Annotated in this window: 15 protein-coding genes; 9 read left to right on the top strand and 6 right to left on the bottom strand. The window is 72.6% G+C overall.

Features of this window, described 5'->3' with window-relative positions; translation table 11 throughout:
• Positions 1–23 precede the first annotated feature (23 nt).
• From ACWC5O_RS05130 to ACWC5O_RS05110, 5 genes are read left to right on the top strand one after another with little or no spacing between them, the layout of a single operon-like run.
• A complete protein-coding gene (locus ACWC5O_RS05130; RefSeq protein WP_450582368.1) occupies positions 24–284 on the top strand; it encodes a Na(+)/H(+) antiporter subunit B in 261 nt (86 codons plus the stop codon).
• Complete coding sequence (locus ACWC5O_RS05125; RefSeq protein ID WP_450582366.1) at positions 281–1,021, top strand: MnhB domain-containing protein; 741 nt, start codon at positions 281–283, stop codon at positions 1,019–1,021. Before ACWC5O_RS05130 ends, ACWC5O_RS05125 begins: the two co-directional genes overlap by 4 nt.
• 10 nt (positions 1,022–1,031) lie before the next feature.
• On the top strand, positions 1,032–1,379 hold the full coding sequence (locus ACWC5O_RS05120; protein WP_450582364.1) for a sodium:proton antiporter: 348 nt from the start codon (positions 1,032–1,034) through the stop codon (positions 1,377–1,379).
• On the top strand, positions 1,379–3,145 hold the full coding sequence (locus ACWC5O_RS05115; RefSeq protein WP_450582362.1) for a complex I subunit 5 family protein: 1,767 nt from the start codon (positions 1,379–1,381) through the stop codon (positions 3,143–3,145). Before ACWC5O_RS05120 ends, ACWC5O_RS05115 begins: the two co-directional genes overlap by 1 nt.
• Before the next feature lie 55 nt (positions 3,146–3,200).
• Entirely contained in the window at positions 3,201–4,154 is a 954-nt protein-coding gene (locus ACWC5O_RS05110; RefSeq protein WP_450582360.1) for a ribose-phosphate diphosphokinase, read from the top strand.
• A gap of 27 nt (positions 4,155–4,181) precedes the next feature.
• On the opposite strand, the gene ACWC5O_RS05105 is transcribed toward ACWC5O_RS05110, so the two are convergent.
• Positions 4,182–4,562 carry an anti-sigma factor antagonist gene (locus ACWC5O_RS05105; protein WP_450582358.1) on the bottom strand — a complete coding sequence of 127 codons (381 nt, stop codon included), beginning with the start codon at positions 4,560–4,562 and terminating at the stop codon, positions 4,182–4,184.
• Between the two features lie 165 nt (positions 4,563–4,727).
• On the opposite strand from ACWC5O_RS05105, the gene ACWC5O_RS05100 reads away from it, so the two are divergent.
• Both ACWC5O_RS05100 and ACWC5O_RS05095 read left to right on the top strand, forming a co-directional pair.
• Positions 4,728–4,886, top strand: a complete 159-nt coding sequence (locus ACWC5O_RS05100) for a hypothetical protein (protein ID WP_450582356.1) — start codon at positions 4,728–4,730, stop codon at positions 4,884–4,886.
• Positions 4,887–5,165: 279 nt separating this feature from the next.
• A complete protein-coding gene (locus tag ACWC5O_RS05095) occupies positions 5,166–6,011 on the top strand; it encodes a hypothetical protein (RefSeq protein ID WP_450582355.1) in 846 nt (281 codons plus the stop codon).
• Between the two features lie 4 nt (positions 6,012–6,015).
• Here the strand turns inward: ACWC5O_RS05095 and ACWC5O_RS05090 are convergent, their stop codons facing one another.
• The 4 genes from ACWC5O_RS05090 to ACWC5O_RS05075 form a co-directional block, all read right to left on the bottom strand.
• On the bottom strand, positions 6,016–6,579 hold the full coding sequence (locus ACWC5O_RS05090) for a TetR/AcrR family transcriptional regulator (RefSeq protein ID WP_450582353.1): 564 nt from the start codon (positions 6,577–6,579) through the stop codon (positions 6,016–6,018).
• Complete coding sequence (locus ACWC5O_RS05085; protein WP_094218939.1) at positions 6,576–6,938, bottom strand: DUF1304 domain-containing protein; 363 nt, start codon at positions 6,936–6,938, stop codon at positions 6,576–6,578. The genes ACWC5O_RS05090 and ACWC5O_RS05085 overlap by 4 nt, the downstream gene beginning before the upstream one ends.
• Before the next feature lie 319 nt (positions 6,939–7,257).
• Positions 7,258–8,886, bottom strand: coding sequence for an amidohydrolase (locus ACWC5O_RS05080; RefSeq protein WP_450582351.1), 1,629 nt, complete (start codon positions 8,884–8,886; stop codon positions 7,258–7,260).
• Between the two features lie 18 nt (positions 8,887–8,904).
• Positions 8,905–10,407, bottom strand: coding sequence for an APC family permease (locus ACWC5O_RS05075; RefSeq protein ID WP_450582349.1), 1,503 nt, complete (start codon positions 10,405–10,407; stop codon positions 8,905–8,907).
• Positions 10,408–10,532: 125 nt separating this feature from the next.
• Between ACWC5O_RS05075 and ACWC5O_RS05070 the strand changes: the two genes are divergently transcribed.
• Both ACWC5O_RS05070 and ACWC5O_RS05065 read left to right on the top strand, forming a co-directional pair.
• Positions 10,533–11,252: a TetR/AcrR family transcriptional regulator gene (locus tag ACWC5O_RS05070; protein ID WP_450582347.1), complete on the top strand. Its 720-nt coding sequence runs from the start codon at positions 10,533–10,535 to the stop codon at positions 11,250–11,252.
• A gap of 65 nt (positions 11,253–11,317) precedes the next feature.
• On the top strand, positions 11,318–11,782 hold the full coding sequence (locus ACWC5O_RS05065) for a pyridoxamine 5'-phosphate oxidase family protein (RefSeq protein WP_450582345.1): 465 nt from the start codon (positions 11,318–11,320) through the stop codon (positions 11,780–11,782).
• 175 nt (positions 11,783–11,957) lie between these two features.
• On the opposite strand, the gene ACWC5O_RS05060 is transcribed toward ACWC5O_RS05065, so the two are convergent.
• A complete protein-coding gene (locus ACWC5O_RS05060; RefSeq protein WP_450582344.1) occupies positions 11,958–12,260 on the bottom strand; it encodes a DUF4235 domain-containing protein in 303 nt (100 codons plus the stop codon).
• Positions 12,261–12,265: the final 5 nt, after the last annotated feature.

The raw sequence follows: 12,265 nt of genomic DNA, 5'->3' as shown, positions 1-12,265 counted from the left end.
GCGGGGTGGGAGCGAGGTGCGGCATGGCCGATGCCGTGATCGTCGTGGCCCTGCTGCTCGTGGCCGCCTCCGCCACCGCCGCCGTGGCCCAGCGCGAACCGGCCCGGCAGGCCCTGGTGCTGTCCGTGCTCGGTGTCGTCCTGGCCGTCCTGTTCACCGTGCTCCAGGCCCCGGACGTCGGCCTGTCGCAGCTGGCCGTGGGCTCCGCGCTCACCCCGCTGCTGATCATGCTGTCGGTGCGCAAGGTCAGACGGCGGGGCCGCACGAAGGACCGCGCGCGATGACCCGGCGGCTGCGGCTGTGGCTGCTCGCCGTGGGCGGCGCGGGGGTGGCAGCCCTGCTGGTCGCCGCCGGCCTCGACCTGCCCGCCTTCGGCGGCCGGTGGCACCCGTACGGCGAGCGGGCCGTCCGCGCCTCCCTCGCCCGGCACACCGCGAACACGATCGCCTCCGTCAACTTCGACCAGCGCGCCTACGACACCCTCGGCGAGACGAGCATCCTGTTCGCCGCCGTCCTCGGCTGCCTGGTGCTCCTGCGCCAGGCCCGCGACGAGCACCCGGCACAACCCCAGCCCGCCGAAGTGGCCCGGCCCGTCCGGCGCTACGCACTGATCGTGCTGCCCGTCGCCCTCCTCACCGGCCTCTACGTCATCGCCCACGGCCAGCTCAGCCCCGGCGGCGGCTTCCAGGGCGGGGTCGTCGCCGCGACCGCGCTGCACCTGCTGTACCTCGGCGCCGACTACCGCGCCCTGGAACGCGTCCGCCCCCTCGGCGTGTTCGACGTCACCGACGCGCTCGCCGTCTGCGCCTACGTCGTCCTGGGCCTGGCCGGACTCCTCGCGGGCACCGCGTTCCTGGCCAACACGATGCTGCCGTACGGCACCTTCAACACGCTGTCCTCCGGGGGGACCGTCCCGCTGCTGAACGCGGCCGTCGGCATGGAGGTGGCGAGCGCGGTCGTCCTCCTGCTCGCGAGTTTCCTGGACCAGGCCGTCGAGATCGAGGAGGAACGCGGGAGTTGAGAACGCCGTGATGCACGTCCTTCCCTACCTGGTCGCCGCCTACGTCTTCCTGACCGGCTGCTACGGCCTCGCCACCAGCCGCAACCTGATCCACACCGTGGGCTGTCTGGCCGTGTGCCAGTCGTCCACGTACGTGTTGCTGCTGGCCGTCGGCTACCGCGACGGGGCGACCGCGCCGGTCTTCTCCGACATCGAGCCGGGGTCCCGGCCGCTCGTCGACCCGGTCGTGCAGGCGCTCACCCTCACCGACATCGTCGTCGGAGCCACCGTCACCGCGCTGCTGCTCGCCCTCGTCCTGCAGGTCGCCAAGCGGCACGGCACCCTCGACCCGGACGAGCTGAGAGAGCTGCGCGGCTGATGAGCCACCTGCTCCCGCTGCTCTTCGCGGTGCCGCTGCTCGGGGCCGCCCTGCTGGTGGCCACGGGCCGTCGGCTGTCCCGGGTCGTGGCCGAGACCACCGGGTGTGTCGTCTCCGGCGCCACGGCCGCCCTCGCGCTCGTGCTGCTGCTCAACTCCTCGCCGCCGCTGGTGGAATGGGTCGGCGGCTGGCGGCCGGTCGACGGGGAGAGCGTCGGCATCGTGGTGGTCGGGGACGGTCCGACGCTGGGCATGGCCGCGCTGGCGTCGCTGCTCACCCTGTCGGCGCTGGTGTACTCCTGGCGCTACTTCGACGAGCCGCCGCGCGGCCACTGCGGTGCGTTCCCCGCGCTGATGCTGGTCTTCCAGGGCGCGATGTGCGGCTTCGCGCTCGCGGGCGACCTGTTCAACGCGTTCGTGTTCTTCGAGCTGATGAGCGTCGTCGCCTACGCGCTGACCGGATACCGGATCGACGAGGCGAAGGCCGTGCAGGGCGCGCTGACCTTCGGAGTCGTCAACTCCCTCGGCGCTTACGCGATGCTGGCGGGCATCGGCCTGCTGTACGCCCGCACCGGCGAACTGGCCATGGCGAAGATCGGGGGCGGCCTGGACAGCGCGGCCGTGCAGGGCGGGCCGGACGCCCTCGTCCTCGCCGCGTTCGTGCTGGTCATGACCGGGCTGCTGGTGAAGGCGGCCGCCGTGCCGTTCCACTTCTGGCTCCCCGACGCACACGCAGTCGCCCCCACCCCGGTGTGCATGCTGCTGTCCGGCGTCATGGTCGAACTCGGCGCCTACGGCGTCTGGCGCGTGTACGGCACCGTCTTCGCCGGACCCGGCGGCATCCCCGCCCCCGACCTGACCCGGGCCATGCTGACCCTGGGCGTCCTCACCGCCGCGATCGGCGCCGTCATGTGCTGGTACCAGCGGCACATCAAACGGCTGCTCGCCTACTCCACGGTCGCGCACACCGGCCTGTTCCTCGTCGGCCTCGGCGTGCTCACCCCCGAAGGGGATGACGGAATCGCCCTGTACATCGTCGGGCACGCGGGGGTGAAGGCCGCACTGTTCGCCTGCACCGGCGCCCTCCTGGACCGGTTCGGCAGTGTCGACGAGCACGCCCTGCACGGCAGGGCGCGCGGGATGCGCGCGTTCGCGGTGATGTTCGCGATCGGCGGGCTCGCCCTCGCGGGCCTTCCCCCGTTCGGGACGGCCCTCGGCAAGGCGATCACCGAGGAGGCGATCGGCGGCCCGCTCACCGCGGTCTACGTGCTCGCCTCCGCGGTGACCGCGGGCGCGGTGCTGCGGGTCACCGCCCGGGTGTTCATGGGGATCGGGCCGCGTCCGAAGGACACCGAGTACGAGACCAGCGGGTCCGGCGAGCGGCCCGAGACCAGCAGGAGACTCGGCCGCATCCCGGAGTCCATGACCGCGGTGCCCGCCGTGCTGCTCGCCGGCGCCCTCGCCGTCGGCGTGGCCCCCGGCCTCGCCGCAGTGGTGGCCCGCTCGGTCAACGAGGCCGGGTCGGGCGGCGCCCACGCCTCCGTCCACTGGACGGCGCACGGCATCCTGCTGGGCCTGGCCTCCAGCCTGCTCGCCGTGGGCCTCGCCGCCCTCGCCGTGACCCGCCCGGGCTGGGTGGCCACCCCGGACTGGGCGCTGCCCCTGCGTCGCCTGCAGTCGGGCCACATCGGCGACTACGTGGCTTGGCTCCTGGTCGGCGCCACCGTGCTGGGCACGCTGACCCTGCCCGGGGTGCTGGGCGGCTGACCAGCACCAGTAGCATGATCGACGCAGCCCGTGCTGATCATGCGAGGAGCGGATCGTGCGAGACATCGCCGTCTTCAGTGGCAGTGCCCATCCCGAACTGGCTCAGGAGGTCTGCGCCCATCTGGGCGTGCCGCTCAGCCCGACCCAGGTCAGCCGGTTCGCCAACGACTGTCTGGAGGTGCAGCTTCAGGCCAACTGCCGGGAACGGGACGTCTTCCTGATCCAGCCGTTGGTCAGGCCCGTGCAGGAGCACCTGGTGGAGCTGCTGCTGATGTGCGACGCGGCCCGGGGTGCCTCGGCCGGCCGGATCACCGTCGTCATGCCCCACTACTCCTACGCCCGCTCCGACAAGAAGGACGCGCCCCGCATCTCCCTCGGCGGACGGCTGGTCGCCGACCTGCTGGTGGCGGCGGGCGCGAGCCGGGTCCTCGCCATGACCTTGCACGCACCGCAGGTGCACGGCTTCTTCTCGGTGCCGGTGGACCACCTGCACGCGCTGCGTGAACTGGCCGCGCACTTCCGGCAGTACGACCTCACGCGCACCACGGTCGTCTCCCCGGACCTCGGCAACGCCAAGGAAGCCGCCGCCTTCGCCCGGCTGATCGGCGCGCAGGTGGCGGCCGGCGCCAAGCAGCGGTTCGCGGACGACCGGGTGAGCATCAGCTCCGTGATCGGGGACGTGGCCGACCGGGACGTCATCGTCCTGGACGACGAGATCGCCAAGGGCAGCACCGTCATCGAACTCCTGGAGAAGCTACGGGAGCTGGGGCCGCGCTCGATCCGGGTGGCCTGCACGCACGGACTGTTCGCGGCCGGTGCGCTCAAGCGACTGAGCGAGCAGCCCGACGTGCTGGAGATCGTGTGCACCAACACCGTCCCGGTGCCCCTGGACGAGCACACCGACAAGCTGCGCGTCCTGTCCATCGGCCCGGCCCTCGCCGAGGCCGTACGCCGCATTCACAACGGTGAGTCCGTGAGCGCCCTGTTCGAGGAGCCGAGGGGCGCCTAGACGGGAAGCAGCCGTCGTCAGCCGTCGTCACAGCGAGCCGGACGCGGCCTCGGGCTGTTCCAGGGCCGCCTCCAGCGTCGCCTGCGGCGGCAGCAGCCGGGACAGCCCGGTGACCCGGAAGACGCGCAACGTCAGCGGGTGGGTGCACACCAGGCGCAGCCGCCCGCCCCGCTCCAGCACCCGGCTGCGGGCCCGGTAGAGCAGGCGCAGCCCCGAGCAGTCGAAGAACTCCACGGACCGCAGGTCGATCACGACCCTGACCCCGGGCCGGTCGGTGATCCGGTCCAGGGCGGGAGTGATCTCCGTGGCCGCCGCGATGTCGATCTCGCCGCGGAACTCCACCACCGTGTGCCCGCGGTCCTCGCGGATGCGCAGATGCCAAGTGAGCGGCGTGGGCCCCTCCTGCACGACGGCATCACCTCCCACGCGCGCCTGGAAATCCGTCTCTCGACCGTCAAGTTACCCTCGATAGAAGGAATTTGAGCATGTTCGATTGACATATGTCTTCGAGTTTGGCGCCGCGTGTCGTTCCGTGATGCGGACGGCAGGGTTCCAGGGTGGCTACGACAGCGCGTGCCGCGCCTTCGAGAGTGCCCGCCGGAGCTGCTCCCGCTGGTGCGCCGTGAGGTCAGGTCCTCGACCATCCGCTCCTCCAGCCGTGCAGCCCTCGAACTCGACACGCCCGGACCGCACGAGGCGCTCGTCCGCATGGTGGCGGCCTGTCGGCGGTGACTGCGGCCGCGCTCACCCCTGTCACCACGATCACCGCCGTCGACCGGGTCCCCGAACGGGCGGCTCCCGCTGCACCGCCTGACCGGTACCTGTCCCTTCGCGGACGTCGACCGGGCGGTACGGGACATGACCGCGGGCAAGGCGATCAAGCCCGTACGCACGTTCCGAGGCCTCGGTCCCGGCTGCCGGATCGTCCAGCAGGGGCTTGCTGAACGCCGAACGTTCCGGGCCGTCCCCGCGTCGGAGGAGGGCAACGACAGTCCAGGAACAGGGGCGTGCATGCGCAGAGGACTTGTGGCCGTGGCGGTACTGGCAGCCGTGACCGTGGTGGGGTGCGACGACGGCACCGGAGTGCGGGTGGTGGTCAAAGGCACGCCTCCGGCAACCCCGTACAGCGGCCCGCTGTACGTCCCCACCAAGGCCGTGGACGACGACAGCCCCCGGTCCCTGCGCCTGGCCTCCGGAGCCGCGGGCCGGGCGCTGGAGTGCGACGGGGAGATCTTCGAGGGCGGCGGCCCCGACGGATGGGCCAGGTCGGACGGAGGTGACACACCGGAAGAGGGGCTCGAGCTCTACTTCGACATGTTCCAGCCGGTGCAGCCCGACCACGGCTACCGCGTGGAGCGCCGGGAGACCGGCCGGGTGCTCTACTCCTTCGACGTGCAGGGCCGTACCAGGGTGGCCGTCGTGGTGGCCGAGGACCAGAAGGACCGGCCCGGCTGGGGCCCGGAGACGAACGCCTCCTGCGATCCCGCCGAGCTCCCCGCGAAGTTCGCTGCCGCCCAGGGCTGGGAGGTCTGGACGGACCGGAACGGCCGGCGGGTGCCGGTGACCCGGCTCAGCAGATCCAGCGGCCCGGAACACTGCGACTGGCAGTCGGCCCACCTCCTCGACCTGGACGGCCGCCAGTACGCCCGCGATCCCGAGGGGGTCCTTCGCCGTGCCGGCCTGCTCACGACGCCGTACCGCGAGGACGCGAGCATGCCCGCGGGCGCTCGTGACACCGGGTACCACTACCGCTCCTGGCGCCTGTGGCTCACCGGCGACGAGGACACGGCCTACGTCCGCACCTCCGACGGAGTGGAGGCCTGGCCGCGGACGGAGAACCGTGCCGCCTGCCGGTGACCCGTCACCGGCTGCGGTGCAGCGCGACCAGCAACTGCCAGACCTGGTCCGCGACTTCCTCCGGGCCGGCCTCCAGCAACCCGTGCAGCCAGTCCGCGAGGACCCCCGCGAAGGTCGCCGCCACCGCCGAGGCGACCAGCGGGGCGTCCGCCGCGCCCGCCAGCTCGCGCTCGGCGAGGCTGCGGGCCCGCAGATCCCGGTGCAGCACCCGGCCGAGCGGCCCGCCCCCGCCCGGCGCGAGCAGCGACCGGTACAGGGCCGCGTGCGGGGTGAGGCTCGTGAAGAACTCCCGCAGCGCGGATGGTGAGTTGACCGGGTCGGGCCGTCCCCGCCAGGCGTGCAGCGCGTCCACCGCCTGCCGCACGACGTCCGCGCACGCGTCGACCGCCAGCGCCTCCAGCCCGTCGTAGTGGACGTAGAACGTGGCCCGGCCCACGCCGGCCCGGCGCACCAGCGCTGCCACGCCGACCTCCTCCAGCGGGCGCTCGGCGCACTCCGCGAGCAGGGCCGCACGCAGCCGGGCGCGGGTGCGCGCGGCCCGCGGGTCCTCCTGGGGCGCCCGGGTCATCGTGCGGCGAGCACGGCCGCCAGAGCCAGCGCGCCGGGCAGCGCCTGGGCGAACAGGATGCGGCGGTTGGCCGTGACGGCGCCGAACACGCCTGCCACCACGACACACGACAGGAAGAAGACCTGTACCCGGAACCCGGTCGGGTCGGCCGCGATCAGCCCCCACACCAGGCCCGCGGCCAGAAAGCCGTTGTAGAGGCCCTGGTTGGCGGCCATCGGCGCGGTCGCCCGGGCCATCTCCGGATCGAACCCGTGCAGCCCCCGCCCCGGCTTCTTCTGCCACAGGAACATCTCCAGCACCAGGATGTACGCGTGCAGCGCGGCCACCAGGCCGACCAGCACGTTCGCCACGATCTCCACGACCAGCGGCCCCCTCATCTACTTGGACAGGTGTCCAGGATACCCGGACACCTGTCCAAGAATTCACCCGGGGGGGTGCGGTCCCGGCTGCGGCACCCCTGCGCAGCTCCCGGACCTCCTCGGTGGTCCCGGGGGCATACGGTCCGAGGCGGGCCGGCAGACCTGGGGGCAACGCCTTGAACTTGCCGCCCGTGTCCCCGCCCACCGCTGCGGCTCTCTCGGCGCCCCGGTGACGACACCCGCGGGTAACGCCCGCGGGCTCATCACTCAGGGACAGTCGCGTGTGCGGTCCCTGCGTACCGGTGACAAACGAAGCACCTCACGCCCCGGCCGCGTACACCCGCTCGCCTCCCACGTAGGTGAGCGCCACGCTGGTCTCCGCGATCGCCTCCGGCGGCCCGGCGAAGGGATCCCGGTCCAGCACCACCAGGTCGGCGAGCGCCCCGACGGCCACCCGGCCGGTGTCGTCCAGGTGGTTCACGTATGCCGACCCGGCCGTGTACGCCGTGAGCGCGTCCGCCAGGCTCAGCCGCTCGTCCGGCAGGAACACCGGGCCGGTGCCGCCCGGTTCCACGCGGTTGACCGCGACATGGATGCCCTGGAGCGGATCGGGACTGCTCACCGGCCAGTCGCTGCCCGCCGCCAGCCGTGCCCCGGAGCGCAGCAGTGCCCCGAACGGGTACTGCCACGCGGCCCGTTCGGGCCCGAGGAACGGGATCGTCAGCTCGTCCATCTGCGGCTCGTGCGCGGCCCACAGCGGCTGGATGTTGGCGGTGGCGCCGAGTCGGGCGAAGCGCGGCACGTCGTCCGGGTGCACCACCTGCAGGTGCGCCAGGTGCGGCCGGGTGTCGCTCGGCCCGTTGGCCGTCCGCGCCGCCTCGACGGCGTCCAGCGCGTCCCGTACGGCCCGGTCGCCCAGCGCGTGGAAGTGGCACTGGAAGCCGAGCGCGTCCAACTCGGTCACGTACTTGGGCAGTTGAGCCGGATCGATGAAGCTCTTGCCGCGGTTGGCGGTGGCGCAGCCACACCGGTCGAGGTAGGGGTCGAGCAGCGCGGCCGTGTGGTTCTCGGCGACCCCGTCCAGCATCAGCTTCACGGTGCCGGCTCGGAACCGGCCGTGGCTCGACGCGGCCCGCTTCTCGGCGAGTTCGGGGATCTGCTCGGCCCCGCGCTCCCGGTCCCACCACAGGGCGCCGGTCACCCGCGCCGTGAGCGAGCCGTCCCGGGCCGCCGACAGATACGCCTCGGCCGGGTCGTCCATGCCGAGGAAGTCCCCGACCAGCGCGTCCTGCCAGGCGGTGATGCCGAGCGCGTGCAGATGCCGCTGGGCGTGCAGCAGCGCGGCCAGCCGGTCCGCCGCGGTGGCGGGCGGGGTCAGCCGGCCGACCAGCTGCATCGCCCCCTCCTGCAGCGTGCCGCTCGGCTCGCCCGAGGCGTCGCGCTCGATCCGTCCGTCGGCCGGGTCGGGCGTGTTCCTGTCGACGCCGGCCAGCTCCAGCGCGCGGCTGTTCACCCAGGCGCCGTGGTGGTCCCGGTTGGGCAGGTACACCGGCCGGTCCGGGACGACCGCGTCCAGCAGCTCCTTCGTCGGCGTACCGCCCTCGAACGCCTCCATCGACCAGCCGCCGCCGAGGATCCACTCCCGCTCGGGGTAGGTCTCGGCGTACGCGCGCACGGCGGCCACGGTGTCCTCGGCGGTCGTTCTCCCGCTCAGGTCGCACTGGGTCAGCTCGAGGCCGGCCGGCACCGGATGGACGTGCGCGTCCTGGAAGCCCGGCAGCAGCAGCCGCCCGGCCAGGTCGACCACCTCCGTGCGCGGCCCGGCGAGTTCGCGCACCTCGTCGCGCCCGACGGCGGTGATGCGGCCCCCGATGACCGCCACGGCGGTCGCGCTCCGGGCGTCCGGAGTGAGGACGGGGCCGCCGGTGAAGAGCAGATCAGCGTGCATGATGCCTTTCCTGGCAGGTCAGTTGGCGGTGGTCAGAAGATGCTGGGAGTCGGCGTCGGCGCCGACGCCGGTGCGGAAGTACGGTGATCGGCGCGCCCACTTCGCCCATGCGGCCACGACGAACCCGGACGCGATCATCACCAGCGGCATGAGCAGCAGGAACCAGCCGTTGCCCGCGCTGACCTCGAAGTGGTCGGCGGAGCTGTAGAAGGACCAGCCGAGGTAGCCGCCGAGACCCAGCAGGGCGAGGGCGCTCAGTGTCGGCAGCACAACCGCCCGCACGCCCTGCCGCCAGTCCTCGCGCAGCAGGGACCGGAAGCGCGCGGCCGCGGCGAGCGCGGTGAGCGCGTAGGACAGGGCGACGACGATCCCGACGGCGTTCACCGTCGCATTGATCATGTCGGAGAGGCGAGGGATCACCAGCGCGAGCGCCGCCACAGCCGTGGCCAGGGCCCCGATCAGCAGGGTTCCGGCCGCCGGCGTCCCGTACCGGGGGCTGACCTTGGACCACACCGGTCCGAGGGTACGGTCCCGGCTCATCGCGAACATGCCGCGGGCCGTCGGGATGACCCCGGCCTGCAGCGAGGCAACCGCCGAGAACATCAGCGCCACCAGGGGCAGTGCGGCCAGCGGCTGAGAGGCCAGCCGGTCGCCGAAGTACGCCAGCCCCTGTGCCCCGTGCCCGGCCAACTCGCCCTCGGACAGTACCCGTTGGAACGCGATCGAGCCGAGCAGGAAGAGCCCGAGCATGGTCACCAGGGTGATCGTCCCGGCCTTGGAGGCGTCCCGAGGGTCACGCACCTCCTCGTTGACGGTGAACGCGGCATCGAAGCCCCAGTAGCAGAACACCGACAGCAGCATCCCCTGCGCCAGCGCGCTCGCCGAGGGGATCGCGAACGGGTCGAACCAGGAGAGGCGGAAGGGGTGCGAGCCGGCCACGATGCCGTATCCGCAGAAGCCCAGCAGGACGGCGTACTCGAAGACCAGCAGCCAGGTCTGCAGCCGGGCCGCGGTGCGGACGCCGGTCACGGCGGTGAGGGTCACCGCGACGAGGACGAGGATGCCCACGGCCGTGGTCTGCGCGGTCGAGTCCGGATCCAGGGCGAGCGAGCCGATCCGGTGCAGGCCCGTGTCCCCGGCCAGTTGCAGCATCGCGGAACCGGTGACCGCCGTGGTGTACGCGAGGAACGCCACGCTCGCCACGAAGTTCACCCAGCCCACCATGAAACCGAGCCAGGGGCTGAGCGAACGGCCCACCCACACATAGCCGTTGCCCGCGTTGGGCTCCACCCGGTTCAGCCGGGAGTAGGAACCGGCGATGCCGAGGATCGGCAGGAAGGCCAGCAGCATGATGGCCGGCAGATGCAGGCCGACCACGCCGGCCGTCACACCGAGGCCGATGCCGATGCTCGTGGTCGCGGCGGTACTGGACGCGGCGACGGCGACGCCGTCCAGCACGCTCAGGGACTTGCGCAGCTCGGGCTGCGCGGGTGGATCCACACCGAAGGGGGTCTCGCTCATCGCCGGCTCTCCGCTCGCACCGGGGGGCCTGGTCGGCCCCGGTGACCGCAGATGAAACCGCCCGCGCACTTCACAGGTCAACGGTGTTGTCATAAGGTGCCGGGCACACACCAGGGAGGGCTCTCATGACCGACCGTGTCGTCCCGGCCGCCGACCGGCAGCGCAGGCGCCCCACCAAACAGGGCGTCGTGCTTTCCGCGGAGCTGATCGTCGAGACCGCGCTGCGGCTGATCGAGGAGCACGGCGCCGACGCCCTCTCCGTCCGCCGCCTCGGCCGCGCCCTGGGCGCCGACCCCAGCTCCCTGTACCGGTACTTCCGGCACACCGACGACCTGATGCTCGCCATCGCCGACGAGCTGATCGGCCGTACCCTGCGGGTCTGGCGGCCCACCGGCGACTGGCGCGCCGACCTGCGCGACCTCGGCCTGCGCATGCACGCGGGTGCCCTCGCCCACCCCCGGGCCGCGATGCTCAGCGCCCACCGCGTCACCGGCCGCGTGCACGAGATCCAGGCCGTCGAGAGCATGATCGGCGTGCTGCGCCGGGCCGGCTTCCCGGATCCGGAGGCGGTACGGATCTACCACGCCTTCGTCGACCAGGCCCTCGCCTTCGGTGCCCTGGACTCCGCCGTCACAGCCCTGCCCCGGGCCGCCCAGCAGGCCGAGGCCGAGGTGTGGCGGGACACCTACGCCCGGCTGCCCGCCGCCACCCACCCGAACATCGCGGCCACCGCCCGCCACCTCGTGGCCTCCATGCGGACCAGCTCGTACCCGGCCGCACTCGAGCTGCTGCTGACGGCGGCCCAGACACGCCTTGATCACATCCGTGCACAGACGGAAGGCTGACGGTCACACTGGACGCCGTTCACACGTCATACGAGTACAAGCCCGTCCCGAGGAGGCCGTACGACATGACCCCGCCGCCCGCCCGCACTGCCGAACAGCGCAAGAAGGACACCCTCCACCGGCTGGAGCACGACGAGGACGCCTGGGTCGCCACCGCGGGCGAGGACGGCGGTGCGCCCTACCTCGTCCCCCTGTCGTTCGTCTGGGACGGCGCCACCCTGCTGATCGCGACCCCGGCCGCGAGCCCCACCGGCCGCAACCTCCTGGCCACCGGCAAGGCCCGCATCGGCATCGGACCGACCCGGGACGTCGTCATCATCGAGGGCGTCGTCCGGGCCGTGACCCCCGAGGACCTGCCCGAGGAGGACGCCGAGATCTTCGCCGGCAAGACCGGCTTCGACCCGCGGCAACTCACCACCCGCTACCTGTACTTCAACGTCCTCCCGCAGCGCGTCCAGGCCTGGCGCGAGGCGAACGAGCTGGAGGGGCGGGAGCTGATGCGCGACGGAGAGTGGCTGGTGGCCGACTGAAACCGGCGTCCCGGGATGTTCCAGGGGAGAGGACATCCCCTGGAAGAAGACATGACACTGGTCGAGGGACCCGGCGGGGCCGCACGAGAATCGCGGCTACGCCGACCCCGCCCGCCACGCCTTCACCGGGCGTCTCGTCCCGCCGACGGGGCTGAGCGCGCCGCCCGGCCCCGGCTCAGTCCCGGCCGCCCTTCTCAGCGACCGGCCACACACCCGTCGTCCGTTCGATGGCCTTGGCGCCGGTGCGGTCGACGGCGCTGCGCACCACCGCGAAGATGGCGCCCTGGACCGCCGCCGCGAGCAGGATCTCGCCCCAGCCGCGGTCCTCGTCCAGCGCGTCGGGGGCGTCCTCCTCGTGCCGGATCGCCATCCACGCCCTGCGGAAGGCCAGCCCCGCAAGCGCCCCGCCCGCCCAGCTGAGCACGAAGCCGAGCGGTTGGTAGACGAGCGGGAGCTTCTTCTTCTTGTGCTTCGTCATGTGTG

It is taken from the genome of Streptomyces sp. NPDC001450, from assembly GCF_053597295.1.
Note: the sequence above shows the minus strand (reverse complement) of the source record. Positions and strands in the feature narration are given on the sequence as shown.

Excerpts from the sequence above, each read along its gene's own strand:
- ACWC5O_RS05130 (WP_450582368.1), top strand. The coding sequence starts at position 24 with ATGGCCGATGCCGTGATCGTCGTGGCCCTGCTGCTCGTGGCCGCCTCC.
- ACWC5O_RS05125 (WP_450582366.1), top strand. The coding sequence starts at position 281 with ATGACCCGGCGGCTGCGGCTGTGGCTGCTCGCCGTGGGCGGCGCGGGG.
- ACWC5O_RS05120 (WP_450582364.1), top strand. The coding sequence starts at position 1,032 with ATGCACGTCCTTCCCTACCTGGTCGCCGCCTACGTCTTCCTGACCGGC.
- ACWC5O_RS05115 (WP_450582362.1), top strand. The coding sequence starts at position 1,379 with ATGAGCCACCTGCTCCCGCTGCTCTTCGCGGTGCCGCTGCTCGGGGCC.
- ACWC5O_RS05095 (WP_450582355.1), top strand. The coding sequence starts at position 5,166 with ATGCGCAGAGGACTTGTGGCCGTGGCGGTACTGGCAGCCGTGACCGTG.
- ACWC5O_RS05090 (WP_450582353.1), bottom strand. The coding sequence starts at position 6,579 with ATGACCCGGGCGCCCCAGGAGGACCCGCGGGCCGCGCGCACCCGCGCC.
- ACWC5O_RS05080 (WP_450582351.1), bottom strand. The coding sequence starts at position 8,886 with ATGCACGCTGATCTGCTCTTCACCGGCGGCCCCGTCCTCACTCCGGAC.
- ACWC5O_RS05075 (WP_450582349.1), bottom strand. The coding sequence starts at position 10,407 with ATGAGCGAGACCCCCTTCGGTGTGGATCCACCCGCGCAGCCCGAGCTG.
- ACWC5O_RS05070 (WP_450582347.1), top strand. The coding sequence starts at position 10,533 with ATGACCGACCGTGTCGTCCCGGCCGCCGACCGGCAGCGCAGGCGCCCC.
- ACWC5O_RS05065 (WP_450582345.1), top strand. The coding sequence starts at position 11,318 with ATGACCCCGCCGCCCGCCCGCACTGCCGAACAGCGCAAGAAGGACACC.
- ACWC5O_RS05060 (WP_450582344.1), bottom strand. The coding sequence starts at position 12,260 with ATGACGAAGCACAAGAAGAAGAAGCTCCCGCTCGTCTACCAACCGCTC.